This is a genomic window from Sideroxydans lithotrophicus ES-1 (assembly GCF_000025705.1).
Taxonomy (GTDB): Bacteria; Pseudomonadota; Gammaproteobacteria; order Burkholderiales; family Gallionellaceae; genus Sideroxyarcus; species Sideroxyarcus lithotrophicus.
This window is the reverse complement of the sequence record NC_013959.1, coordinates 2708316-2731773: the sequence shown is the minus strand read 5'-3', so window position 1 is coordinate 2731773 and position 23458 is coordinate 2708316. Positions and strand designations below refer to the sequence as shown.

Below are 23458 nucleotides of genomic sequence, written 5' to 3'. Positions count from 1 at the left end.
CACCTTGTATATACAAAAAAGGCGCGGACAGCGCCGCGCCAGTTGACGAGTCATTTGCTTAGCCGACGGCCTGGCCCATTTTGAAGATCGGCAAATACATGGCTACCACCATGCCGCCAATCAGCGTGCCCAGTACCACCATGATGACTGGCTCCATCAGGCTGGACAGCGCTTCGACTGCATCGTCGACTTCCGCCTCGAAGAAATCGGCCACCTTGCCGAGCATCGCGTCCAGCGCGCCGGATTCTTCGCCGATGGCCACCATCTGCAACACCATGCTGGGGAAGGCATCGGTATTTTGCATGGCGACAGTGAGGCTGGTACCTGAAGTCACCTCACGCTGAATGGCCTTGGTCGCGTCGTAATAGACCGCATTACCTGCGGCGCCTGCTACCGAATCAAACGCTTCGACCAATGGCACGCCAGCTGCAAACATGGTGGCCAGGGTGCGCGACCAGCGTGCGATGGAAGCCTTGCGTACCAGCGGGCCGAACACCGGGATCTTGAGCATCAACTGATCCATGCGCCGTTGCATGGTCTTGTTGCGCTTCCAGGCGTAGAAAAATCCGTACACGGCTCCGCCGACCCCGCCGAATATCGCCCACCACCAAGCCACGAAGAAATCGGAAATGGCCATCACGACCAGCGTAGGACCGGGAAGGTCTGCGCCAAAATTGGAGAAAAGATCTTTGAACGCCGGAATCACGAAGATCATGATGACTGCGGTAATCACAAAAGCGATGACGATGATGGAGATCGGATAGAACAGCGCGGACTTGATCTTGCTCTTGATGGCAAGGATCTTTTCCTTGTAGGTCGCCAGGCGGTCAAGCAGGCTGTCCAGGATACCGGCTGCTTCGCCAGCGCCGAGCAAATTGCAATACAGGTCGTCAAAATACAGCGGGAATTTGCGGAACGACTGTTCCAGACTGCTGCCGGTCTCCACGTCGGTTTTGATGTCGAACAGCAAGCGTGAGACGGCAGGATTGTCATGACCTTTGCCGACGATATCGAAGGCTTGCAGCAGGGGTACGCCCGACTTCAGCATGGTGGCCAGTTGGCGTGTGAACAGTGTGATATCTTTCTCGGTGACTTTGCCGCGGCCAGTGGAACTCTTCTTGATCTTGGTGACGGTGATGCCCTGGCGGCGCAGGTGTGCGGAAACGCTTGCCTCGCCCGCACCGCGCATCTCGCCTTTGACGGCTTTACCAGCCTTATCCTTGCCTTCCCAGGTATATTGTTGTTCTTTAGTTTTTTCAGATCTTGCTGTAGCCATCCTGTGACCTCGATTCAGATGCCGTCATGGCGAATTGCCTGCCAAAAATGAAAATTTATGCGCAATGCTTCAGATTATTAAGGGCTTTTGCATGATGCATGGCTTTACCCGCTTTGTAAAGGCTGGTGTTTCTGTGCGGGAAACAGGCGCGCCACTTTGACCGCCCTATCCTGGGTCTGGATGATCTCGATGGGATAGTCGCCAATTTTAAGGCTGGTTCCAGCCTCGGGTATGTCCTGCAGGTGTTCGAGAATCAGCCCATTGAGTGTTTTGGCTTCCCCCAGAGGCAGATGCAGACCCAGCTTGCGATTCAATTCCCGCAGGCTGGTGCTTCCTTCCAGCAACAGGCTGCCGTCATCCTGGCGCAGGAATTTTCCGGTCTGTGCAGGAGACTGCGTGGTGAAATCGCCGACGATCTCCTCCAGGATATTTTCCAGCGTCACCAGACCGAGCAATTCGCCGTATTCATCCACCACCAGCCCCATGCGCGTCTGCCGTTCCTGGAATTGTTGCAGCTGCTTAAGCAGGGGTGTGTCGGAAGGTATGAAATAGGGATCGTGCAGGATGTTCCGGAATTGCGAAATATCCAGCGCGGCTTCCAGTAACAGGGGCAATACACGCTTTACGTGCAAGACACCGATGACATTGCTGGGTGTTTCCGTATACACCGGCAACAGCGTGTGGTGGCAGGTGATGATCTGTTGCCGCAATTCGGCCGGGTCTGTGTCGATATCCAGCGCCTCGATCTGGTTGCGCGGAACCATCACATCATTCACCGTGATGCGTTCCAGATCGACGAGGTTCAGCAGCATCTTTTGATGCTTGCGCGGCAGGAAATTCCCTGCTTCCAATACCAGTGAGCGTAATTCTTCCAGGCTCAGTTTGTGGTGGCTGTGGTCGGCCTGCACCTTGATTCTCAATAACCACAACATCCCGCGCACCATCGCGGTGGCGATGGATACGACCGGATAGAACAGCTTGATGATGACGGCCAGGATATAACTGGAAGGCAGGGCCACGCGTTCCGCATGGCTGGCTGCAATGACCTTGGGCATGATCTCGCTGAAGATCAGGATCACGAAAGTGATGGTCAGCGAACCGAGCAGTACCGCAGTGTTGTTACCGTGGCCAAACAGTCGCAGGACGATGATCTCGGCCAGCGTCGCAGCCGCAACGTTGAGCAACGTGCTGCCGAGCAGGATGGAGCCGAGCAGCTTGTCGGTTTGGGCCAGCAATCGGGTGGTGAGTTTTGCGCTTTTGTTGCCTTTGCGCACCAGATGGCTGAGACGATAGCGGTTGATCGCCATCATGCTGGTCTCCGAGGCCGAGAAGAAACCCGCCAGGACCAGAAAGATGAGTAGAACGGTGAACAGCGTGTTCAGCGAAAAATCGTCCAAAACGCGCGGCCTCGATTAATGGGATGCATGGAGTATCTGGGAGGGTGCAGGGAGTGTCAAGAAAGCGGGAGGCATGCTGCAGCACGCATGCATGCCTCAGGCCCGTATCCCCGAGCCGGATTCCCTTCTGTATGACCAATACATCAGGGCGATGCCCGCGAGCACCATCGGCAGGCTCAACCATTGACCCATACTGACTCCAAAGGTCATCAGGCCGAAGATGCCGTCGTCTGGATTGCGCGTGAATTCGCAGATGAATCGGAAGCTGCCGTAGCCGATGAGGAACAGCCCGGATATGGCGCCCTGCGGGCGCGCCTTGCCGGAATACCACCAGAGCAATGCGAACAGTGCGACCCCTTCCAGTGCGAACTCGTACAGTTGCGAAGGATGGCGCGGGATATTGTCCACTTGCGGAAAGATCATGGCCCAGGGCACGTCGGTCGGGCGTCCCCATAGCTCGCCATTGATGAAATTGCCGAGCCGTCCGAATGCCAGGCCCGGAGGCACCAGGGGGGCGATGAAATCCATCAGTGCCAGCCACCGGATGTTGCGGCCACGCGCGAACAGTATCATCGCCGCCATCACGCCGAGGAAACCGCCATGGAACGACATGCCGCCTTCCCATACCGCGACGATCTTCAGCGGGTGAGAGAAATAATAGCCGGGGTTGTAGAACAGCACTTCGCCCAGACGTCCGCCCAGCACCACCCCGAGCACGCCGTAGAACAGCAGGTCATCGAGAAACTTGTCGTCCCAGCCGGGGCGGTTCACTGTGCGCAGGCGCTTCCTGCCCAGCCAGAGGAAAGTCATGAAGCCGAGCAGGTACATCAATCCGTACCAGTGAATGCCGAAAGGCCCAAGATGGATGGCGACGGGGTCGAATTGCGGGTGAACGAGCATAGGGCGAATGGGTTAGAATTGGTGACCGGATTATACGTGCTTAATTTTTACATTAGAGAGACATCATGCCGCAATACCGTTCCCGCACTTCCACCCACGGTCGCAACATGGCCGGCGCACGCGCGCTGTGGCGCGCCACCGGCATGATCGATGGCGACTTCGGCAAGCCCATCATCGCCATTGCCAATTCGTTCACGCAGTTCGTGCCCGGTCACGTTCACCTCAAGGATATGGGGCAGCTGGTCGCGCGCGAGATCGAGAAGGCAGGCGGCATCGCCAAGGAGTTCAATACCATCGCTGTCGACGACGGCATCGCCATGGGACACGACGGCATGCTGTATTCGCTCCCCAGCCGCGACCTGATCGCAGACAGCGTGGAATACATGGTCAATGCGCATTGTGCCGACGCGCTGGTGTGCATCTCCAATTGCGACAAGATCACGCCCGGCATGTTGATGGCCGCGATGCGCCTGAACATCCCGGTGGTATTCGTTTCCGGCGGACCGATGGAAGCAGGCAAGGTCAACTGGCAAGGAAAAGTGAAAGGGCTGGATCTGGTGGATGCGATGGTTGCTGCCGCCGACAATCGTGTGAGCGATGCAGAAGTGGATGCCATCGAACGTTCCGCATGCCCTACCTGTGGCTCGTGTTCCGGCATGTTCACTGCCAATTCGATGAACTGTCTTACAGAGGCTTTGGGCTTGAGCTTGCCGGGCAACGGCTCGCTGGTGGCGACTCATGCCGAGCGCAAGCAGCTGTTCCTGCGCGCCGGGCGCCTGATCGTTGAACTTGCCAAGCGCTATTACGAACAGGACGATGCCGCGGTGCTGCCGCGCAGCATCGCGACCTTCGATGCCTTCGAGAACGCGATGACCCTGGATATTGCCATGGGCGGTTCGACCAACACCGTGCTGCATTTGCTGGCCATCGCGCGCGAAGCTGAAGTGGATTTCACCATGAAGGATATGGATCGGCTGTCGCGCCATGTGCCGACCCTGTGCAAGGTCGCGCCATCGTCCGAATTTCACCTGGAAGATGTGCATCGCGCCGGCGGCATCGCTGCGATCTTGGGCGAACTGGACAGAGCTGGGTTGTTGCATGGAGAAGTTGGTACCGTGCACAGCAAGACCTTGCGCGACGGGCTCGAACAGTGGGATATCGCGCAGAGCAAGGACGAGGCGGTGCAGAAATTCTTCCGTGCCGCACCCGGGGGGGTCGTCACCACCATCGCTTTTTCGCAGTCCATGCTGTATCCGGAGCTGGATACGGATCGTGTCAAGGGTTGCATCCGCGACAATATGCATGCCTATTCCAGAGACGGCGGATTGGCGGTGCTGCACGGCAACATCGCGCTGGACGGCTGCATCGTCAAGACGGCGGGCGTGGATGAGAGCATCCTGAAGTTCAGCGGACGCGCTCGCGTGTTCGAGAGCCAGGATGCGGCGTCGGCAGGCATCCTCGCCGACCAGATCGTCGCTGGCGATGTGGTGGTGATTCGCTACGAAGGCCCCAAGGGCGGTCCCGGCATGCAGGAGATGCTGTACCCGACGTCGTACCTGAAATCGAAAGGCTTGGGCAAGGCGTGTGCCTTGCTCACTGATGGGCGGTTTTCCGGCGGGACCTCGGGTCTGAGCATCGGCCACGTTTCGCCGGAAGCAGCCAGTGGCGGTGCGATCGGACTGGTACAGGAAGGCGACCGCATCGAGATCGACATTCCGAATCGCAGCATTAGTCTGGCGGTCTCCGATGCCGAGCTGGCACAACGCCGTGCAACGATGGATGCAAAAGGCAGGCAAGCGTGGAAACCTGCCGCTGAGCGACCGCGCAAGATATCGGCAGCACTCAGGGCCTACGCCGCCATGGTGACCAGTGCGGACAAAGGCGCAGTCAGAGACGTTTCGCAAGTGGAAAAATAACCGGCGATTACGAAACCTAATGGGCGGGGCATGAAAGCCATACTGATTGCAAATCCAAAGGGCGGCAGTGGCAAGACCACTCTGTCGACCAATGTTGCCGGTTATCTGGCCTCGCGCGGTCAGCGAGTGGCGGTCCTCGACATGGATAGGCAGAAATCGGCGACGCAATGGCTGTCGAATCGCCCGGTGCAACTTCCGGCCATCGAGCTGATGCAATCCGATGTGGAAAAAAACATGCCGGTGGACTGGCTGGTGATCGACTCCCCCGCGGGATTACACGGCAAGAATCTTGAACATGCCCTGAAGCTGGTGCATAAAGTGATCGTGCCTATCGCCCCTTCGGCGTTCGACATCCATGCCAGCCGCGACTTTCTGGAAGTGCTGCATCACGAAAAGACCGTACGCAAAGGCAGGATATTCGTCGGTGTCGTGGGGATGCGCATGGACCCGCGGACCCGCGCCGCGCTGACGCTGGAGCAATTCCTCAAGGGGCTGGATCTACAGGTCCTTGCCTATCTGCGCGAGGCACAGGTTTACGTCAATGCTGCCTTCGAAGGCAAGACCTTGTTCGATCTGCCGCCCTCGCTGGCCGGACGGGAACTTGAGCAATGGGCTTATCTGCTCAATTGGCTGGAACATGCGGAAGAGTAACCCTGCGCGGCTGTTGTCAACGTTGCAGGGAGTGTTGCGTTACTTTCACTATCAAGGCGGTTTGTAATTTTGTCATGGTTGTTTAGAATGCCGCCAGACCGTGCAAAACGGGCCGCCAACCGTAATCAAATCTGAAGATCGGGAAACTCATATGAAATCCATCATCGTAAGCATGATCACAGCAGCTGGCCTGATGGCCGCAGGCTCTGCGCTGGCAACCGATATGCCGCCCCTGGCCAAGAAGAACAGTTGCAATGCCTGTCATGCGATCGACCATAAAGTGGTTGGACCTGCCTGGATGGATGTTTCCAAACAGTATAAGAATGCGACTGTTTTCGTATACAGGGATAAGGAATACCCATTGTTCGAAGGGCTGGTGCAGAAGGTTTCCCATGGAGGCTCCGGCCATTGGGGTTCCATTCCTATGCCCGGTAATGCGCCCGCTGTGAAGGATGCAGACATCAGGCAACTGGTGAAATTCATATTGAACTTGGCGAAATAAATTTGTCGCACTGCAAATCGTTGTATCCAGGTAAATGAAGTCCAATCTGAAAAAGGAGAGAATATGAAGACCATCATCGCAAGTATGATTGCAGCAGCAGGGCTGATGACTGCCGCTTCCGCAATGGCTGCTGAAATGCCTGAACTGGCCAAGAAGAGCGGCTGCGTTGCATGTCATGCCATCGACAAGAAACTGGTTGGGCCGGGCTGGATGGAGATCGCCAAGAAGTACAAGGGCGATAAGGGTGCTGAAGCCAAGCTGGTCACCAAGGTTGCCAAGGGTGGCGGCGGTGTGTGGGGTGCTATGCCGATGCCTCCCAACTCTCCCAAGGTTTCGGATGCAGACATCAAGACTTTGGTGAAATTCATCCTGAAACTGTAAGTGAATTTCACAGCATCAACCTGATAAAGCCGGCTAACGCCGGCTTTATTGTTGCCCGGACATGTTGAATTGACAAGGAATAGGGGGCTCCGCATAATCCAGACACTCGGTCCATTCGCTGGAATTCAATATGCTGATCAATAAGTTTCCCTTGGCTGTCGTGCTTTGCGTTGCGTTCGTCGGGTGTGGAAAAACCGAATCGCCGTCGAGCCAGGCAGCAAATTCAGACGAGATAACGGTCAAGATCGGCGCAGCGGGCCCTCTCACCGGACCGCAGGCTCACATCGGCAAGGACAACGAGAACGGCACGCGCATGGCGATTGATGATGCCAATGCCAGAGGCGTCATGATTGGCGGCAAGAAGGCGCATTTTGAATTGCTCAGCGAGGACGACCAGACCGACCCGAAGACGGCGACCATCGTGGCGCAAAAACTGGTCGACGACAAAGTGAACGGCGTGATCGGCCACCTGAATTCCGGTACCAGCATCCCGGCATCTGCGATTTATTTCAAAAATGGAATTCCGCAAATCTCCCCATCTGCCACTGCAGTCAAATTCACCGCGCAAGGCTACAACACCGCGTTTCGTGTGATGACCAACGATGCGCAGCAAGGCAAGGCGCTGGGCGAGTTTGCCGCCAAAGTGGTAAAAGCGAAGAAGATCGCAGTGATAGACGACCGCACAGCATACGGGCAGGGGTTGGCAGATGAGTTCGTCAAATCGGCCGAAGCGAATGGCGCGCAGATCATCGCGCGCGAATACACCACCGACCATTCGGTGGATTTCACCGCGGTGCTGACCTCGATCAAGGGCAAACAGCCCGACCTGCTGTTCTTCGGCGGCATGGATCCTCAAGGTGTACCGATGGTCAAGCAATTGCGTGCGCTGGACATGAAGACGCAATTCATGATGGGCGACGGTGGCTATACCCCGAAGCTGATCGAACTGGCCGGCGGCGCAGCGGAAGGTACCTATGCTTCCTTGCCTGGCGTGCCGCTGGACAGCATGCCGAGCGGACGCGATTTCGCCAAACGTTATGAAGAGCGCTTCCATCAACCCATCCAGCTCTATGCGCCATATTGCTATGATGCGGTCAACGTGATGATTGCCGCGATGCAGAAAGCGGGTTCTGCCGAGCCGGCCAAATATTTGCCGGAGATCGGCAAGGTGGAGTTGAATGGCGTCACCGCCAAGATCGCATTCGACGAGAAAGGCGACATCAAGGGTGGCGCGGTCACCGTTTACCAGGTGCACAAGGATCAATGGCACGCCGTGCAGACGATGGGCGGCGAGCCCGCAGCCAAATTGTGATACGGTTCAAAGTCATGGAAAGCGACACTGCATGTGTCGCTTTTTCTTTGTCGAGATCGATCAGATAAACGTGGATATTCTTTTTCAGCAAATCATCAACGGTCTGGTGCAGGGCAGCGTCTATGCCTTGGTGGCACTCGGCTACACCATGGTGTACGGCATCCTCGGCCTCATCAACTTCGCGCATGGCGAAGTGGTGATGATAGGCGCGATGATCGCGCTCACCGTGTTGCAGTCTTTGCTGGCTACGGCAGTGGCGCCCGTGCTGGCGGTGCTGGTCAGTCTGCTGGCGGCGATGGCGGTGTGCATGGCGCTGGGCTACACCATTGAGCGGGTCGCCTATCGGCCGCTGCGCAATGCGCCGCGCCTGGCGCCGCTCATCACAGCCATCGGCGTCTCCATCGTGCTGCAGAATCTGGCGATGATGATCTGGGGGCGCGAATATCATTCCTTCCCCCTGCCATTCGACAACGCCTCGCATCAGCTCGGCGGAGCGATTGTGAACGACGTGCAGATCGGTATCGTCGTCATTGCGCTCGTCATCATGGCAGGCTTGATGTGGCTGGTGCATCAAACGCGCATGGGCAGGGCGATGCGCGCCGTGGCCGAGAATCCTGCCGCGGCCACCCTGATGGGTGTTGACATCAACAGCGTCATCTCCTTTACCTTCATGCTCGGTTCGGCACTCGCCGCCATTGCGGGCTTCATGGTCAGCGCCAACTACGGTATCGTGCATTACTACATGGGCTTCATGCTCGGCCTCAAGGCGTTTACTGCTGCTGTGCTCGGCGGTATCGGCAATCTGCGCGGCGCGATGGTGGGCGGCGTACTGCTGGGCCTGATCGAAAGCCTGGGAGCTGGTTACATCGGCGACCTCACCGGCGGCTTTCTCGGCAGCAACTACCAGGACGTGTTCGCGTTCTTCGTGCTGATCGCGGTGCTGATCTTCCGTCCGTCCGGATTGCTCGGCGAGAAGTTGGCGGAGCGCGCATGAGATTGAATCGGTTTTTGACGCGGCACTTTGCGCTTGCCGTTGCTTTGCTGGCCTTGCCGTTCATCATCGATGCATTGTTCGGCCACGGCTGGGTACGCATCACCGACTTTGCCCTGCTCTACATCATGCTCGCGCTGGGGCTGAACATCGTGGTCGGCTACGCGGGCCTGCTCGATCTGGGGTACATCGCGTTCTATGCAGTGGGAGCCTACACCTATGCCTTGCTTGGCTCGCCGCAGTTTGGCCTGCACTGGCCGATATATGTAGTGCTGCCGCTGGGTGCGCTGATCGCCTGTGTGTTCGGCGTGCTGCTCGGCGCACCTACGCTCAAGTTGCGTGGAGATTATCTCGCCATCGTCACGCTCGGGTTCGGCGAGATCATCCGCATCTTCCTCAACAACCTGAATGCGCCAGTCAATATCACCAACGGACCGCAAGGCATCACCGGCATTGATCCGTTGCAGGTCGGCGGTTTTTCGTTCGGCAGTTCATACGAGTGGATGGGCATCCGTGTGGACGATGTGCATCTGCATTACTACCTGTTCCTTGCCTTTACCCTGCTGGTTATCTTCGTCTCGCGCCGCCTGGAAAATTCGCGCATCGGCCGCGCCTGGGTGGCGATACGAGAGGACGAAGTCGCCGCCTCGGCGATGGGCATCAACACGCGCAACATCAAGTTGCTCGCCTTTGCCATGGGGGCGACCTTTGGCGGCATCTCGGGGGGGCTGTTCGCGGGCTTTCAGGGTTTCGTCAGCCCGGAAAGTTTCAGCCTGATGGAATCCATCATGGTGCTGTGCATGGTGGTGCTGGGCGGTATGGGCAATGTCGGTGGCGTGGTGCTGGGCGGAGTATTGCTGGTGGCGTTGCCGGAACTGTTCCGCAATGCAGCCGGACCGGTGCAACAGGCACTGCTGGGGAAGGTTGTGCTCGATCCGGAAAGTCTGCGCATGCTGATGTTCGGCCTGGCGCTGATCCTGGTGATGCTGTGGCGGCCTGCCGGATTGTGGCCCTCGACTCAGCGCCGTCGCGAATTTGCCGCCGATGAAAGCATATTGCATCAGGAACAGGAGACGGTGTATGACGCCTCCAAGTGACCACTTGTTGGAACTCACAAGCGTCGGCAAACATTTCGGCGGAGTGACCGCGCTGGCCGACGTTTCGCTGCACATCAGGCAAGGCGAGATCTATGGCCTGATCGGCCCCAACGGTGCCGGCAAGACCACGCTGTTCAACGTCGTCACCGGGCTGTATCAACTGGACAGCGGGTCCTTCGATTTCGCTGGCCAGCGCTACATGCGCTGCAAGCCGCACTTGCTGGCGCAAGCCGGCATCGCGCGTACCTTCCAGAACATCCGCCTGTTTGCCAACATGAGTGCGCTGGAAAACATCATGGTCGGTCGCCATCCGCGCACTCGTACCGGTATCTGGGGGGCGCTGACGCGGCATGCCGCCGCCCGTGCCGAAGAACGCGACACCGTGCAGCGTGCGCGCGAATTGCTGGACTATGTCGGCATCGAATGTCCGCATCAGACCCTGGCGAAGCATCTTTCTTACGGCGAACAGCGCCGCCTGGAGATCGCGCGCGCACTCGCTACCGAGCCGAAGCTGCTTGCGCTGGATGAACCTGCCGCAGGCATGAATGCGACCGAGACCGTCGCGCTGAAGGCGCTGCTGCAAAAGATCCGCGCCAGCGGCATCACCGTGCTGCTTATCGAACACGATGTCAAACTTATCATGGGCCTGTGTGACCGTGTCGCGGTGCTGGATTACGGCAAGAAGATCGCCGAAGGCGTGCCGGAGGAGGTGCGTCGCGATCCGGCAGTGATCGCGGCTTATCTCGGTGGGGGAGAGTCCACGTGAGCAATCAGAACCAATTTGCCACAGAGTACACAGAGTACACAGAGTACACAGAGGCCACAGAGGCCACAGAGGCCACAGAGGCCACAGAGGCCACAGAGGCCACAGAGGCCACAGAGGCCACAGAGGCCACAGAGGCCACAGAGAAGTACGGAGGTGCGAATCCAATTTTCGCCGAACCTACAGATTCTCAGGCCTTTCTCTGCGTGCTCTGTGATCTCTGTGGCTTGAATTGGGGTTTTAAATGAATTTGCTCGAAGTCGAAAACCTCAAAGTTTCCTATGGCGGCATTCAGGCGCTCAAGGGCATCAGCCTCAACATCGCCCAAGGTGAACTGGTCACACTGATCGGCAGTAACGGCGCCGGCAAAACCACCACCCTGAAAACACTGGCAGGACTGCTGCAACCGGCCGCCGGCAAACTTCATTATCGGGAACAACCGCTGCTGCATGTCCCGGCACATCGACGCGTTGAACATGGCATCGCGCTGGTGCCGGAAGGTCGCGGTATTTTTGCACGGTTGACCGTGGAAGAGAACCTGCTGATGGGTGCGTATGCGCGCAACGACAAAACCGAAACCGCAGTGGACCTCGAAAGTCAGTACGCTCTATTTCCAAGACTGGCCGAACGCCGTACGCAACTGGCAGGCACCCTCTCCGGCGGCGAGCAGCAGATGGTCGCCATGGCGCGAGCGTTGATGAGCCGCCCGACCCTGCTGATGCTGGACGAGCCCAGCATGGGCCTCGCTCCGTTGATGGTGGCAAAGATATTCGAAACCATACTCGGCATCTCGGCCCAGGGCGTCACCATCCTGCTGGTCGAACAGAACGCCAAACTCGCTCTGGAGGCTGCACAACGCGGCTATGTGCTGGAGAGCGGTGCGATCACGCTGTCCGGTACGGCAAGCGAATTGCTGGGAAGCGATGCGGTGCAACGCGCATATCTTGGCGCTTAGCGGGCAAATTCAAAACTCCCCTTGATAGGAATGGCATAAAAGGAAAAGCAGATGGACGCGCCGCAATTTCAACCTCGATACCACTGGATAAGAAGAAGTACGCAACTTGGCATGTTGCTGCTGGTCGTCCTGGTGCCCACCCTTGGACTGTTCCGGATCGATTTTGCTTCCGCAAGTTTCTACATCAGGAACCTTCAGGTGGAGTGGACGAATTATCCCTTTCTGTTCGGATTGACCATCGTGTTTGTCACGGCTCCCATAATCACTTATATGACAGTCGGTTCCGTTTTTTGCGGATGGGCATGCCCGCAGAACCTGTTCTCGGAATTCGCAAACGGGCTGACCCATAAACTGCTGGGAAAACGGGCCGATGTCCGTGTGGACGGCCCGGGCCTGATCGTGGCGGCCTCCAAGAACAAGGCAGTCAACTGGCTGACCCTGGGGTTGGCTTTTCTCCTGGCCTCTGCGGTTCTGGCATTTTTCTTCCTGATGTTCTTCTATACGCGCAGCGACATGTGGGATTTCGTCACCGGCGCGTCGAGCCGACAGCCGAGCATGATCGTGATGTACTGGATGACGACATTTTTCATCTTCATCGATATTGCCACGGTGCGTTACCTGTATTGCGATTATCCATGCCTGTATCGTGTCGGCCTCCGGCTGTTCAGGAGCCGGGATGCGCTGCATGTGTCCTACGATGCTTCGCGTGCAGCGGAATGCGAAAAATGCAATTACTGCGCGACCACCTGCATCACCGATATCGAACCCACCAACATCCGGATCACCGATACCTGTGTCGATTGCGGTGAATGCATCGATGCATGCGACCGCTTGCATGCGAAATCCGGGACGATCGGGTTGCTGCGGTTCAAGGTCGGAGAGAGCGAGAGCCGGATGACCTGGAGCAAGATGCTTGGCAGGGTCTTCGCACGATCCAGATGGCTGGTGGGCGCATTTTTCCTGCTGGGATGCGCCCTGATGGTATGGGGAGGGGAAGTCGCCTCGCAAAAGATATCAGACAAGGAAAAGTTGCAGCAGGAGGATCGGAAGATTCAGCGAATCGCCGACGTTTGCAACCGGCAATGCGCCGAGCTGCAAGCTACCTGCAGCAGCAAGAACATGGCAGGATGTTACCGAGCCTCTGCATGTGTGTGCACATGCAAGCTGCAGCAGGACCCAACCAGTCCGTCCGGTGATGCACTGCGGCAATGCGTCCAGAACAGTTCAGCCCATGCGCAAGCGTTGAGTGGGGACTTGCATTAAGGCTTGATTGCGATGGGGAGCGGCCGGGGGCGGCAATTGCAGGCGAAAGCGGACGCTGTTTGCCATCTGCCTTGGGTCAGCTCAATACCTTCCACAGCAATTTCGTCGCCAGCACGATCAGCAGAACTGCAAACAGTTTGCGCAGCAATTCCACTTTCATGCGATGCGCGGCCTTTGCGCCGAACGGTGCGGTGAGCACGCTGGCGGATGCGATCCAGAACAGGGCGGGCAGGTAGACATAACCCAGGTGTGGCTCCGGTAAGGCATCGATGTGCGAACCGACGGCGATGTATCCCAGTGTGCCGCCGACAGCGATGGGGAAGCCGATGGCGGATGCAGTACCGATGGCATTGCGTATCGGCACATTGCACCAGATGAGAAAAGGCACAACGATGGTGCCGCCGCCGATGGAGACCATGCTGCTGAGCCATCCGGTGAGTGTGCCGGTGAACGTCATGCCGGCAGCTCCGGGCAATTGGCGCGAGGCGTGCGGACGTTTGTCGACCAGGATCTGCGCTGCCGCAAAATAGACGAACAGTGTGAAGAATATCCCCAATTCGCGTGCCGGGATGTGCGAGGCGGACAGTGCGCCCAGTGCAGTGCCAAGCAGTATGCCCGGGGTGATGCGGCGCACGACTTGCCAGTTCACGGCGTCGTGCTGGTGGTGTTTGCGCATGCTGGAGATCGAGGTGAATACGATGGTCGCCATGGCGGTGCCGAGGGCGAGATGCATGGAATGCTCAGCGGAGAAATGTTGCGCATCGAACATCAGCAACAGCACGGGCACCAACACCAGTCCGCCGCCGACACCGAACAGTCCGGCAAGGAATCCGGCGACCACGCCGGACGCCAGATAGGCCGCGTACCACTCCATCAGTGGTGCACTAACCTGGTGGTGATGAAACGCCACTCCGCCGGATCGAGCGGGGTGATGGACAGGCGATTGCCGCGCTGCAGGGTGCGCATGTTCTCAAGCTCGGGATGGCGCTTCAGTTCCTCAATCGAGATGAGCGCGATCTTCCTCACCAGTTTCACATCCACGTTCATCCAGCGCGGCTGCTCAGGGGTGGCTTTGGGGTCGAAATACTTGCTCTTCTTGTCGAACTGCGTGGTGTCGGGATAAGCCGTGCTGCTTACCTCGGCGATCCCGGCGATGCCCGGCTCCTTGCAGTTGGAGTGGTAGAACAGCACGCCGTCACCGACCTGCATCTGGTCGCGCATGAAGTTGCGCGCCTGGTAGTTGCGCACGCCGTACCAGGCCACGGTCTGGTTCGGCAATTTTGCAAGATCGTCGATGCTGCAGTCGGAGGGCTCGGATTTCATCAACCAGTATCTCATGTCGATCTCGCTGAAAAGAAAATGCGGCTTGCGCCGCATTTTGAATGGAGTCCCCCGCCTGTGCCGTTGACTCAATATCTTGAACCGGGGTTCAAGAGGGTCGGTTCCCGGTTACATCAGGTGCGTCCGCAGGGGACGCTCACAACAGTAACTTTGATGGGGCGCAACCTAAGCATTAGCTCATTGGTTCAAAGAATTATGAATCTGACGAACACCGCAGGGGACAAACTAGAACAACTCATCCTGTTCCGCTAAGGTCTCATCGATGGTTGCCTGCATGGCTTCCATTCTACGCTTGAATTCGGCGAGGTCAAACCCGCCGCCGATACGCGTGGTGAGCAGTTCGTGGGTGATGTTGAGGGCGGCCATGATGGCGATGCGTTCGATCGAGGCGATCTTGCCGGCATCGCGTATCTCGCGCATCTTCTTGTCCAGATAGGCAACGGCGTCGAGCAGTTCGGCGCGTTCGTCTTCCGGGCAGGCGACGCGCAATTCGCGGTCGAGGATGGTCACATCAAGAGAGCTGATCTTGCTCATTGCGCATCCTCGGGAAGTTGGGAGAGGAGTTTTTCCAGCCGTTGTGCCGCTTCGTTCACTTTGTCCTGACTTTTGCGTTGCTGGCTGACGGCAGCAGCGACTTCCTGGCGCAGTTGCAAATTCTCGGCGCGCAGGCGCTGGGTGAGCTGCACCAGTTGGGCCAGTTTTTGGTCGAGGGCGTCGAGTTCGCTATGCATTAGCGAACTATAAATTTAAAAAGCCTGTTAAGTCAATCGGTAACAAGGTGTTTTGCAAGTGCTTTGGAATTTTCATGAGTTAACTTTGTGTAAAGCTCTGGTAGAATCCGGTCTGCTTCAAGGTGCAGAAGGGCGTAAGCCTTTCAGTTAAACGGGAAACAGGTAAGGAAGCATTAACTCCAAAGCCTGTGCTGCCCCCGCAACGGTAAGCAAGTGTGGGTCCGTCGAAATGCCACTGTGCGCAAGCATGGGAAGGCGGCGAATCAAAACTTGTGAGCCCGGATACCGGCCTTGAGCGAGGTTCAGGAAGTGCGCGGGAGGCGCATGGGTGCTCGTCGCAATGATCATTCCTACTTCTCGCCGCAACTCCTGATTTTGTTCAATGTTCCAACGGGGACGCTTGGAACGCAACTCAGGAAAATCAAATGAAATTGAATAGACTTCTCGCCGCATTGCTCTGCGCGGCCACTCCTTTTGCCTATGCTGCTACTGACTCGCTGGACGAGGTGGTGGTCACTGCGACGAGGTTCTCGGCTGCTCCGGAAACCTCCCCGGTGAATGTCACCGTGATCACCGCAGCGGATATTGAAAAAAGTGCGGCCAAGACATTACCTGCATTATTGGCACAGCATGCCGGGATACAGGTGCGCAGCAGTGACGGTACCCCGGACATGGCGATCGACATGCGCGGCTTTGGCATGACCGGCAACCAGAACACGCTGGTGTTGCTGGATGGGCAGCCGCTTAACGATATCGACCTGACGTCGATCCGCTGGTCGGCGATCCCGCTTGCTTCGATCGAGCGCATCGAGATCATGAATGGCAGTGGCGCTGTGTTGTACGGCGGCGGAGCCACGGGTGGTACGATCAATATCGTCACCAAACGTCCCGGCAAGAAGGCGGGAGGCAACATTGATGCGGGGTACGGCAGCTATAACAGCAGGGAGTGGCAACTGGCCCTTGCCAATGCAGGTGATCATGCCGGAATGCGCGTGACGGCCAGTGGCCTGGACTCGGACAACTATCGCGCCAATAACAACATCTCGCAAAAGAATCTGGAAGCGGATCTGCGTGCCGATGCGGGGCAAGGCGAAGCCATCCTGAAATTCGGCGCGGATACCCAGAATCTTCGTTACCCCGGTACGCGAACGGTCGACCCGACGATCGGCTTGAATCAGCTGGCAACAGATCCAAGAGGCACTGCGACCCCGCTGGATTATGGCAACCGCGATGGGAGTCATGTCAGCCTGGGCACTACGCAGCAGTTCGATTTTGGCCAGCTGGCCGGTGAGCTTTCATATCGAAACAAGAATCAGCAGGCTTATTTTGCGGCGTTCGGGGGCAGCTATCTGGACACCGGGCTCAATCTGCTTTCTTTTACCCCGCGCATGAGGGTGCCCTACCAGCTTGGCGGTGCGGACAATGAGCTGGTCGTGGGGGCTGACCTTGCCAATTGGGATTACGACTCGCGCCGCTCAAGCAGCCCGGCTACCGTTGGCACCCCGGCTGTGCACCTGATCGCGAAGCAGTCTGACCGCGCGCTGTATGTACAAGACACTGCACAGCTCGGCACAAATACGAAACTGACCCTGGGTGCCCGTTCGCAACATGTCAATTACCAGGCCAGGGATACGGTCAATCCCGCCGCCTACGCGGCAGCCAGCCAGGGCCGCACTGCAAATGCATACGAGGTCGGGCTGCGCCAGGGCCTGGATCAGGACTGGGCGGTGTACGGCCGCCTCGGTCGCAGTTTCAGGATCGCGACTGTCGATGAGATATTCGCCCAGTATGGAGGCCCGTTGTTCGATTCGATGATCACCCTGCTGGAGCCGCAGACGTCTCAGGACAGCGAAGTGGGGGTCGACTACAAGAGCACGGGCAGCAAGGTGCATGTGGCACTGTTCCAGATGAATCTGAACAACGAGATCCATTACAACGCGATCACCTTCACCAACATGAATCTGTCGCCGACACGCCGCTACGGACTGGAGCTGGAAGGTTCGCATGACTACAGCGAGGCGTTCGAAGTCTCTGTCTCCTACAGCTATACAGTGGCGAAATTCCGCGAGGGCGTCTATGGCGGCATCAATGTGGCGGGAAACAATATCCCGCTGGTGCCGCGGCATCGACTCACGCTTGCTTCTTCCTGGAAGGTGTCCGAGCAGACCACTTTGAGTGGCAATGCCGATTACGTCGGGAAGCAGTATTTCGACAATGACCAGGCGAATACCTTCAATCAGCAGATGCCTGCCTATACCACGGTGGACATGAAGCTCGCGCACCGCGAAGGCCCATGGCTGCTGGCGGCAGCAGTCAACAATCTGTTCGATCGGCAATATTTCACTTATGGCGTGGCCAGCAATTTCACGCCGGGAAAATATAACGCCTATCCGATGCAGGGCCGCAGTGTCTCGGTGAACGCGAACTACCAGTTCTAGTCACTGTGCTGCGGTAGTTCGGCTTCCGGAAGCAGGGGCAGGCGGCTGTCGCTTGCCCCTGCCTTTTCTGTTAAAGTTCACGTCAATTCCGGATTGGCGTGAACAAACAAGGAGTCATCATGAATATCATGCAAAACAAATCGATATGGATCGCCACCGCTTTGGCGCTGCTGATGGGCGTGACGCGCTTCAACCACTTTGGTTCGGCGACGATGTTGCCTGATGCATCCTATGCCGTGTTCTTCCTGGGGGGGGTGTACCTTGGCCGGACCCGCTTTGCGATGGCGTTGCTGGCGTTCCTGATGATCGAAGCAGCACTGGTGGACTACTATGTGATCAATTTCCGCGACGTCAGCGGATGGTGCGTGACTTCGGCTTATGGCTTCCTTCTGCTTGCCTACGCCGGTCTGTGGTTCATCGGCCGCTGGTATGCGCCTCGTCACGATCTGACCGGCAAAGGCCTGCTCGGATTGTCGGTGACGGCAGTGGCGGCAGCAAGCCTGGCCTTTGTCATCGCTAACGTGAGTTTCTATTTGCTGGCGGGCTATTTCGGCAACATGAGCGCCATGGAATATTCCGCGCGCGTGGCTCAATACTTTGTTCCGTACATCGCAGTGGCGGTGATGTACATCGGCGGCGCCATCATCCTGCAAATGATGTACGCGATCCTGACGGGCAAGCAGCACGGCGCAAAGGCGTTTTGAAACCAAAATTGAACACGCAGTGCGCAGCTGTCAGTAAATGACCACCACTCAACTCTATCTGCGCCTGATGGGATATGTGCGCCCCTACTGGCGCGCATTCGCGGTCTCGATACTCGGCATGGTGGTCGCAGCCGCGACCGAGCCGCTGTTGCCGGCATTGCTCAAGCCGTTTCTCGATGGCACTTTCGTGCACAAGGACGATATGGTGATGCGCTGGGCGCCGGTGCTGATCCTGGTGATCTTCTTCGTGCGCGGCGTTGCCGGTTTTTTTGGCTCCTATGCCATCCACTGGGTTGGCAACAAACTGGTGATGGACCTGCGGGCGGAGATGTTCGGCAAGCTGCTCGCGTTGCCAACGCGCTTCTACGACGATCATGCCACAGGCTCGCTGATCTCCAAGCTCACCTACGATGTGACGCAGGTGACAGGTGCGGCGACCAGTGTGGTGACGATCACCGTGCGCGATTCCATCATCATCGTCGGCTTGCTCGGCTGGCTGTTCTATCTGGACTGGAAGCTCACGCTGCTGTCGCTGCTGGTGGCGCCCGTGGTGGCCTGGGTGATCAGCACCATCAATCGTCGCCTGCGTTCGTCCAGCCGCGACTCGCAGCGAGCGATGGGCAGCATCACCCAGGTGATCGAGGAGAGCGTGACCGCGCACAAGGTGGTCAAGCTGTTCGGCGGCCAGCGCTACGAATCCGAACGGTTCGCCGAAGAGATCAACGGTGTGCGCCGACATATGATGCGGCAGGCTGCTGCAGCGCTAGCCAACGTGCCCATCGTACAGATGGTCGCCGCGATCGCCCTGGCGGTCATCATCTATCTTGCAACCATGCAGGCCAAGAGCGATGCCAATACGGTAGGCGGCTTTCTTTCCTTTGTCGCAGCCATGCTGATGCTGACTGCGCCGCTGAAGCGGATCACCAGTGTGAGCGAATTCACGCAACGCGGCCTGGCAGCGGCAGAAAGCATATTCGAGTTGCTCGATAGTCCAAGCGAAGTGGATGACGGCAAGACTCATATAGGACGTGCTACCGGGCATCTTGCCTTCGAGCATCTGGATTTTTCCTATCACGCTGACGGACGCCTGGCATTGCACGATATCGATCTGGATATTCCAGCCGGGCAATCGGTAGCGCTGGTCGGAGCATCTGGCAGCGGCAAGAGTACCCTGGCCAATCTGGTGCCGCGCTTTTACACCCCGACTGGCGGGCGCATCACGCTGGACGGGTACGATATCCATGACCTGTCGCTGGCCAGCTTGCGTTCCAATATCGCCCTGGTCAGCCAGGAGGTGGTGCTGTTCAACGACACCGTCGCTGCCAACATCGGCTACGGCCAGATGAGGGAAGTCCCGGAGGACGAGATCGTGGCGGCGGCAACGGCTGCGCATGCCATGGAGTTCATCCGCGAGATGCCGCAGGGGCTGGAGACACTGGTGGGCGAGAAGGGCGTGCGCCTGTCCGGCGGGCAGCGCCAGCGCATCGCGATCGCGCGAGCCATTCTCAAGAACGCGCCGATCCTGATTCTTGACGAGGCCACTTCCGCGCTGGACAGCGAGTCCGAGCGCCATGTACAAGCTGCGCTGGAAACGTTGATGCAGGGGCGCACTACACTGGTCATCGCTCACCGCCTCTCCACCATCGAGAAAGCGGATCGCATCGTGGTGCTGCAAAAGGGCCGAATCGTCGAAAGCGGGACCCATGCCGAGCTGCTGGCGAAGGGCGGCGCGTATGCGCAACTGCACCGCATCCAGTTTGCGTCGACAGCGATGCTGGAAGACGCCTGATCAGGCAGCCTTCCACACCTCCCACCATTTTTTCGAGTTGGACATCAGGGCGAACTCTGCAGTGGCTTCGCGTTCCCATGCCGCAACGGAAAAGCCGGCTTGTTGCAGCGCCGCGCTGTATCTCGTGTCCACACCCTGGATGTGTTCCTTGAGCCAGGTTTTCAGGAAGCTCAGCATCTCGAAGTAGATCGGCTTTTCCTCAAGCAGATGTTTTTTGCATAACTGGTCGAGCTGATCGAGCAGTTTCCCGTGTTCTTCCATGTGTGGTTCTATGTCTTTGTACTTTGCCTGACGCATCAGGCGCTCTTCCAGGGCAAAGTGAGTCTGGGTGTAGCTCATCAGCGCATCAAGAATTCCTGCGATGACCTTGTCGCCTTCGCGTCTGGATACCGCGACGAACAGGCGGTTGAGGATGTTGACCAGTTCACGATGTTGATCGTCGATGGTTTTGATATTGACGCTGTAGTCGCCAGACCATTTGAAGAAAACCTCATTATTTGACACTCTGGTACCTCCAAAAATAATTCAGCCATTTGGTTCGTGAATAACGTTCAGCAAACAGCATGCCAAATTGTTTGATATGGATTCTTTAACAAAATTATGCGGTTGGCATAATTGCGATTTTCGAAAGTCATGCGTTTGATGCTTTTTCGCTGCTTGGTTGTAAGGAATAGAACATCAGGCGGGTTGACGTTGAACGTTTGAATAAATCAGCACAATCGAAGAATAGATTTATCATTCGCAGGTTGACACTGTTAACGTATCTGGTAAATTTCAAATCCCAGCGATTCACTCAAGATAACGCGCCCGCTATTCCAACCACCCTTTAGGAGAACATCATGGCAGTACTCGTAGGCAAGCAAGCTCCCGATTTCAACGCCGTTGCCGTCATGGGCAACAACGAAATCAATGAAACTTTCAATTTGAAGAAGCAGATCGCCGGCAAATACGCCGTGGTGTATTTCTATCCGCTGGATTTCACCTTTGTTTGTCCATCCGAGATCATCGCCTTCGATCACCGTCTGGAAGAATTCAAGAAGCGCAATGTGGAAGTGATCGGCGTTTCCATCGACTCGCACTTCACCCACCTTGCCTGGAAGAACACTCCGGTGGATAAGGGCGGTATCGGCCAGGTGCGCTACACACTGGTTGCAGACATCAAACATGAGATCTGCAAAGCCTATGACGTCGAAGCCGAAGGCGGCGTGGCATACCGTGGCTCTTTCCTGATCGACCGTGCCGGCGTGGTGCAGCACCAGGTGGTGAACAACCTGCCGCTGGGCCGCAACATCGACGAAATGCTGCGCATGGTGGATGCACTGCAATTTACCGAAGAGCACGGCGAAGTCTGTCCTGCCGGCTGGAGCAAAGGTAAGGCCGGCATGAATGCTTCGCCGGATGGCGTGGCGAAGTATCTGGCTTCACACGCAAAAGAACTGTAAGAGGTTCGCCACATATCAACAAAGGCTCCCAATGGAGCCTTTGTTGTTTGTATTGCTGCAATATCGAGCTAACTGCTTTTCAGCAGCACCCATACCGCGCCGCCGCCGCCAGCATTGGGTGGAGCTTCGCAGAATGCCAGTACCTGCGCATGTTGGGTCAACCAGTGGCGGGTGTGGACTTTCAGTGTTCCGTCGCGTCCTTCGCTGCGCCAGCCTTTGCCGTGTATCACGTTGACACAACGTAGCTTGCGTAATGTGGCCGCATGCAGAAACTCTACAAGTGACTTTCTTGCTCCGTCTGTGCTGAGGCCATGCAAATCGATCTCATCCTGCGGGGGCCATTCACCCCGGCGCAACTTGCGTAGCGTCATGCGATTCAGGTCCGGACGCAGGAACTCCGAGGCTGCGATATCACCTGCGCCATGATCGGACAGGTTGTCAATGACGGATGAGTTAAGAGCCGCAGATGAGACAGGTTTGCGGGGCTTGGCAGCCGGTGCGATGCGGTTGCCGGGAGGCAGCGGCGTCACATCTTTCAGCGCTTGCCGGAACAAGTCAGCATCCTGTTCCGGTTTTTCTTTCAAGGCCTACCTCAATTCGGAGAGATACTTGTCTGCATCGAGTGCCGCCATGCATCCGGTTGCCGCACTGGTGCAGGCCTGGCGATAGATGTAATCCTGCACATCGCCTGCCGCGAACACCCCGTCGATGCTGGTTGCCGTGGCATTGCCAAGGCGTCCGCCCCTGGTGACGATGTAGCCATTGTCCATCTCCAGTTGTCCGGCGAAGATGTCGGTGTTGGGTTTATGCCCGATGGCGATGAACACGCCCGCGACTTTGATCTCCTGCGTCGCACTTCCTTGCACCTGCTTGATGCGCATGCCGGTCACGCCGCTGTCGTCGCCCAGCACTTCGTCCAGCGTCTGGTTCAGCTGCAGCGTGATCTTGCCTTCCTTCACTTTTTCCATCAGGTGGTCGACCATGATGCGCTCAGCGCGGAAACTGTCGCGCCTGTGTACCAGCGTGACATGTCTGGCGATGTTGGCCAGATACAGCGCTTCTTCCACGGCGGTATTGCCGCCGCCGATCACGGCGACATCCTGGTTGCGATAGAAAAAACCGTCGCAGGTTGCGCAGCCGGATACTCCCTTGCCCATGAAGGCTTCTTCGGAGGGGAGGCCCAGATATTGCGCAGATGCGCCAGTGCTGATGATGAGGGCATCGCAGGTGTAGCTGCCAGCGTCGCCGATCAACAGGAAGGGCTTCTGCTGCAGTCTGGCGGTATGGATGTGGTCGAACAGGATCTCGGTGTTGAAACGCTCCGCATGCTGCTGGAAACGTTGCATCAGTTCGGGGCCCTGAACGCCATTCACATCGGCGGGCCAATTATCCACTTCGGTGGTGGTCATCAGTTGGCCACCCTGCGCCATGCCGGTGATGAGCGTCGGTTTAAGGTTGGCTCGGGCAGCGTAGATGGCGGCGGTGTAGCCGGCGGGGCCGGAACCGAGAATGATGAGCCGATGATGTTGTGCAGGTTTTTCCATATTGATGTGAACGCTTTTCCATGAGTGAATATTGGGTCAAATTTAACAGTGACACGGCGTACTGT

Annotated in this window: 25 protein-coding genes, 1 other RNA gene and 1 riboswitch; of the genes, 15 read left to right on the top strand and 11 right to left on the bottom strand. The window is 57.4% G+C overall.

Features of this window, described 5'->3' with window-relative positions:
• Positions 1 to 58: 58 nt before the first annotated feature.
• From SLIT_RS13480 to lgt, 3 genes are all read right to left on the bottom strand, one after another.
• On the bottom strand, positions 59 to 1276 hold the full coding sequence (locus tag SLIT_RS13480) for a type II secretion system F family protein (protein ID WP_013030822.1): 1218 nt from the start codon (positions 1274 to 1276) through the stop codon (positions 59 to 61).
• A 104-nt stretch (positions 1277 to 1380) separates the two neighbouring features.
• A complete protein-coding gene (locus SLIT_RS13475; RefSeq protein ID WP_013030821.1) occupies positions 1381 to 2673 on the bottom strand; it encodes an HlyC/CorC family transporter in 1293 nt (430 codons plus the stop codon).
• 96 nt (positions 2674 to 2769) lie between these two features.
• Complete coding sequence (gene lgt, locus SLIT_RS13470; protein ID WP_013030820.1) at positions 2770 to 3573, bottom strand: prolipoprotein diacylglyceryl transferase; 804 nt, start codon at positions 3571 to 3573, stop codon at positions 2770 to 2772.
• Positions 3574 to 3638: 65 nt separating this feature from the next.
• On the opposite strand from lgt, the gene ilvD reads away from it, so the two are divergent.
• The 11 genes from ilvD to SLIT_RS13415 all read left to right on the top strand — a co-directional run bounded on the left by ilvD (position 3639) and on the right by SLIT_RS13415 (position 13404).
• The gene (ilvD, locus tag SLIT_RS13465; protein WP_013030819.1) at positions 3639 to 5489 is read left to right on the top strand and encodes a dihydroxy-acid dehydratase; all 1851 of its coding nucleotides are present in this window, start codon (positions 3639 to 3641) and stop codon (positions 5487 to 5489) included.
• 30 nt (positions 5490 to 5519) lie between these two features.
• Complete coding sequence (locus tag SLIT_RS13460) at positions 5520 to 6140, top strand: ParA family protein (protein WP_013030818.1); 621 nt, start codon at positions 5520 to 5522, stop codon at positions 6138 to 6140.
• 151 nt (positions 6141 to 6291) lie between these two features.
• Positions 6292 to 6642, top strand: coding sequence for a c-type cytochrome (locus SLIT_RS13455; RefSeq protein WP_013030817.1), 351 nt, complete (start codon positions 6292 to 6294; stop codon positions 6640 to 6642).
• Positions 6643 to 6705: 63 nt separating this feature from the next.
• Positions 6706 to 7023: a c-type cytochrome gene (locus SLIT_RS13450; protein ID WP_013030816.1), complete on the top strand. Its 318-nt coding sequence runs from the start codon at positions 6706 to 6708 to the stop codon at positions 7021 to 7023.
• 130 nt (positions 7024 to 7153) lie between these two features.
• A complete protein-coding gene (locus SLIT_RS13445) occupies positions 7154 to 8335 on the top strand; it encodes a branched-chain amino acid ABC transporter substrate-binding protein (protein WP_013030815.1) in 1182 nt (393 codons plus the stop codon).
• A gap of 70 nt (positions 8336 to 8405) precedes the next feature.
• Complete coding sequence (locus tag SLIT_RS13440; RefSeq protein WP_041421390.1) at positions 8406 to 9329, top strand: branched-chain amino acid ABC transporter permease; 924 nt, start codon at positions 8406 to 8408, stop codon at positions 9327 to 9329.
• On the top strand, positions 9326 to 10423 hold the full coding sequence (locus SLIT_RS13435; protein ID WP_013030813.1) for an ABC transporter permease subunit: 1098 nt from the start codon (positions 9326 to 9328) through the stop codon (positions 10421 to 10423). Before SLIT_RS13440 ends, SLIT_RS13435 begins: the two co-directional genes overlap by 4 nt.
• Positions 10407 to 11189, top strand: coding sequence for an ABC transporter ATP-binding protein (locus SLIT_RS13430; RefSeq protein WP_013030812.1), 783 nt, complete (start codon positions 10407 to 10409; stop codon positions 11187 to 11189). Before SLIT_RS13435 ends, SLIT_RS13430 begins: the two co-directional genes overlap by 17 nt.
• Positions 11186 to 11434 (top strand): hypothetical protein, encoded by a 249-nt coding sequence (locus SLIT_RS16150; protein ID WP_013030811.1) that lies wholly within the window; start codon positions 11186 to 11188, stop codon positions 11432 to 11434. The genes SLIT_RS13430 and SLIT_RS16150 overlap by 4 nt, the downstream gene beginning before the upstream one ends.
• Positions 11431 to 12141: an ABC transporter ATP-binding protein gene (locus tag SLIT_RS13420; protein ID WP_013030810.1), complete on the top strand. Its 711-nt coding sequence runs from the start codon at positions 11431 to 11433 to the stop codon at positions 12139 to 12141. Before SLIT_RS16150 ends, SLIT_RS13420 begins: the two co-directional genes overlap by 4 nt.
• A 51-nt stretch (positions 12142 to 12192) precedes the next feature.
• Complete coding sequence (locus SLIT_RS13415; RefSeq protein ID WP_013030809.1) at positions 12193 to 13404, top strand: 4Fe-4S binding protein; 1212 nt, start codon at positions 12193 to 12195, stop codon at positions 13402 to 13404.
• 76 nt (positions 13405 to 13480) lie between these two features.
• On the opposite strand, the gene SLIT_RS13410 is transcribed toward SLIT_RS13415, so the two are convergent.
• The 5 genes from SLIT_RS13410 to SLIT_RS13395 all read right to left on the bottom strand — a co-directional run bounded on the left by SLIT_RS13410 (position 13481) and on the right by SLIT_RS13395 (position 15476).
• Complete coding sequence (locus tag SLIT_RS13410) at positions 13481 to 14278, bottom strand: sulfite exporter TauE/SafE family protein (protein WP_013030808.1); 798 nt, start codon at positions 14276 to 14278, stop codon at positions 13481 to 13483.
• On the bottom strand, positions 14278 to 14742 hold the full coding sequence (locus SLIT_RS13405) for an EVE domain-containing protein (RefSeq protein ID WP_041421388.1): 465 nt from the start codon (positions 14740 to 14742) through the stop codon (positions 14278 to 14280). The genes SLIT_RS13410 and SLIT_RS13405 overlap by 1 nt, the downstream gene beginning before the upstream one ends.
• 47 nt (positions 14743 to 14789) lie before the next feature.
• A non-coding RNA gene (ssrS, locus tag SLIT_RS15700) (6S RNA) lies at positions 14790 to 14968 on the bottom strand.
• 2 nt (positions 14969 to 14970) lie between these two features.
• Positions 14971 to 15279, bottom strand: a complete 309-nt coding sequence (locus tag SLIT_RS13400) for a cell division protein ZapA (RefSeq protein ID WP_013030806.1) — start codon at positions 15277 to 15279, stop codon at positions 14971 to 14973.
• Positions 15276 to 15476 (bottom strand): hypothetical protein, encoded by a 201-nt coding sequence (locus SLIT_RS13395; protein WP_013030805.1) that lies wholly within the window; start codon positions 15474 to 15476, stop codon positions 15276 to 15278. The genes SLIT_RS13400 and SLIT_RS13395 overlap by 4 nt, the downstream gene beginning before the upstream one ends.
• A 103-nt stretch (positions 15477 to 15579) precedes the next feature.
• Positions 15580 to 15784: riboswitch (cobalamin riboswitch) on the top strand.
• Positions 15785 to 15901: 117 nt separating this feature from the next.
• Here SLIT_RS13395 and SLIT_RS13385 point away from each other — a divergent pair.
• The 3 genes from SLIT_RS13385 to msbA all read left to right on the top strand — a co-directional run bounded on the left by SLIT_RS13385 (position 15902) and on the right by msbA (position 20407).
• Positions 15902 to 17914, top strand: coding sequence for a TonB-dependent receptor (locus tag SLIT_RS13385; RefSeq protein ID WP_013030804.1), 2013 nt, complete (start codon positions 15902 to 15904; stop codon positions 17912 to 17914).
• A gap of 119 nt (positions 17915 to 18033) precedes the next feature.
• Complete coding sequence (locus tag SLIT_RS13380) at positions 18034 to 18618, top strand: hypothetical protein (protein WP_013030803.1); 585 nt, start codon at positions 18034 to 18036, stop codon at positions 18616 to 18618.
• A gap of 37 nt (positions 18619 to 18655) precedes the next feature.
• Entirely contained in the window at positions 18656 to 20407 is a 1752-nt protein-coding gene (gene msbA / locus SLIT_RS13375; protein WP_013030802.1) for a lipid A export permease/ATP-binding protein MsbA, read from the top strand.
• Here the strand turns inward: msbA and SLIT_RS13370 are convergent, their stop codons facing one another.
• Positions 20408 to 20911 (bottom strand): bacteriohemerythrin, encoded by a 504-nt coding sequence (locus SLIT_RS13370; RefSeq protein WP_013030801.1) that lies wholly within the window; start codon positions 20909 to 20911, stop codon positions 20408 to 20410.
• Between the two features lie 335 nt (positions 20912 to 21246).
• Between SLIT_RS13370 and SLIT_RS13365 the strand changes: the two genes are divergently transcribed.
• The gene (locus SLIT_RS13365) at positions 21247 to 21849 is read left to right on the top strand and encodes a peroxiredoxin (protein WP_013030800.1); all 603 of its coding nucleotides are present in this window, start codon (positions 21247 to 21249) and stop codon (positions 21847 to 21849) included.
• Positions 21850 to 21917: 68 nt separating this feature from the next.
• Here the strand turns inward: SLIT_RS13365 and SLIT_RS13360 are convergent, their stop codons facing one another.
• A complete protein-coding gene (locus tag SLIT_RS13360; RefSeq protein ID WP_013030799.1) occupies positions 21918 to 22433 on the bottom strand; it encodes a Smr/MutS family protein in 516 nt (171 codons plus the stop codon).
• A gap of 3 nt (positions 22434 to 22436) precedes the next feature.
• On the bottom strand, positions 22437 to 23393 hold the full coding sequence (gene trxB, locus SLIT_RS13355) for a thioredoxin-disulfide reductase (protein ID WP_013030798.1): 957 nt from the start codon (positions 23391 to 23393) through the stop codon (positions 22437 to 22439).
• Between the last annotated feature and the right edge of the window lie 65 nt (positions 23394 to 23458).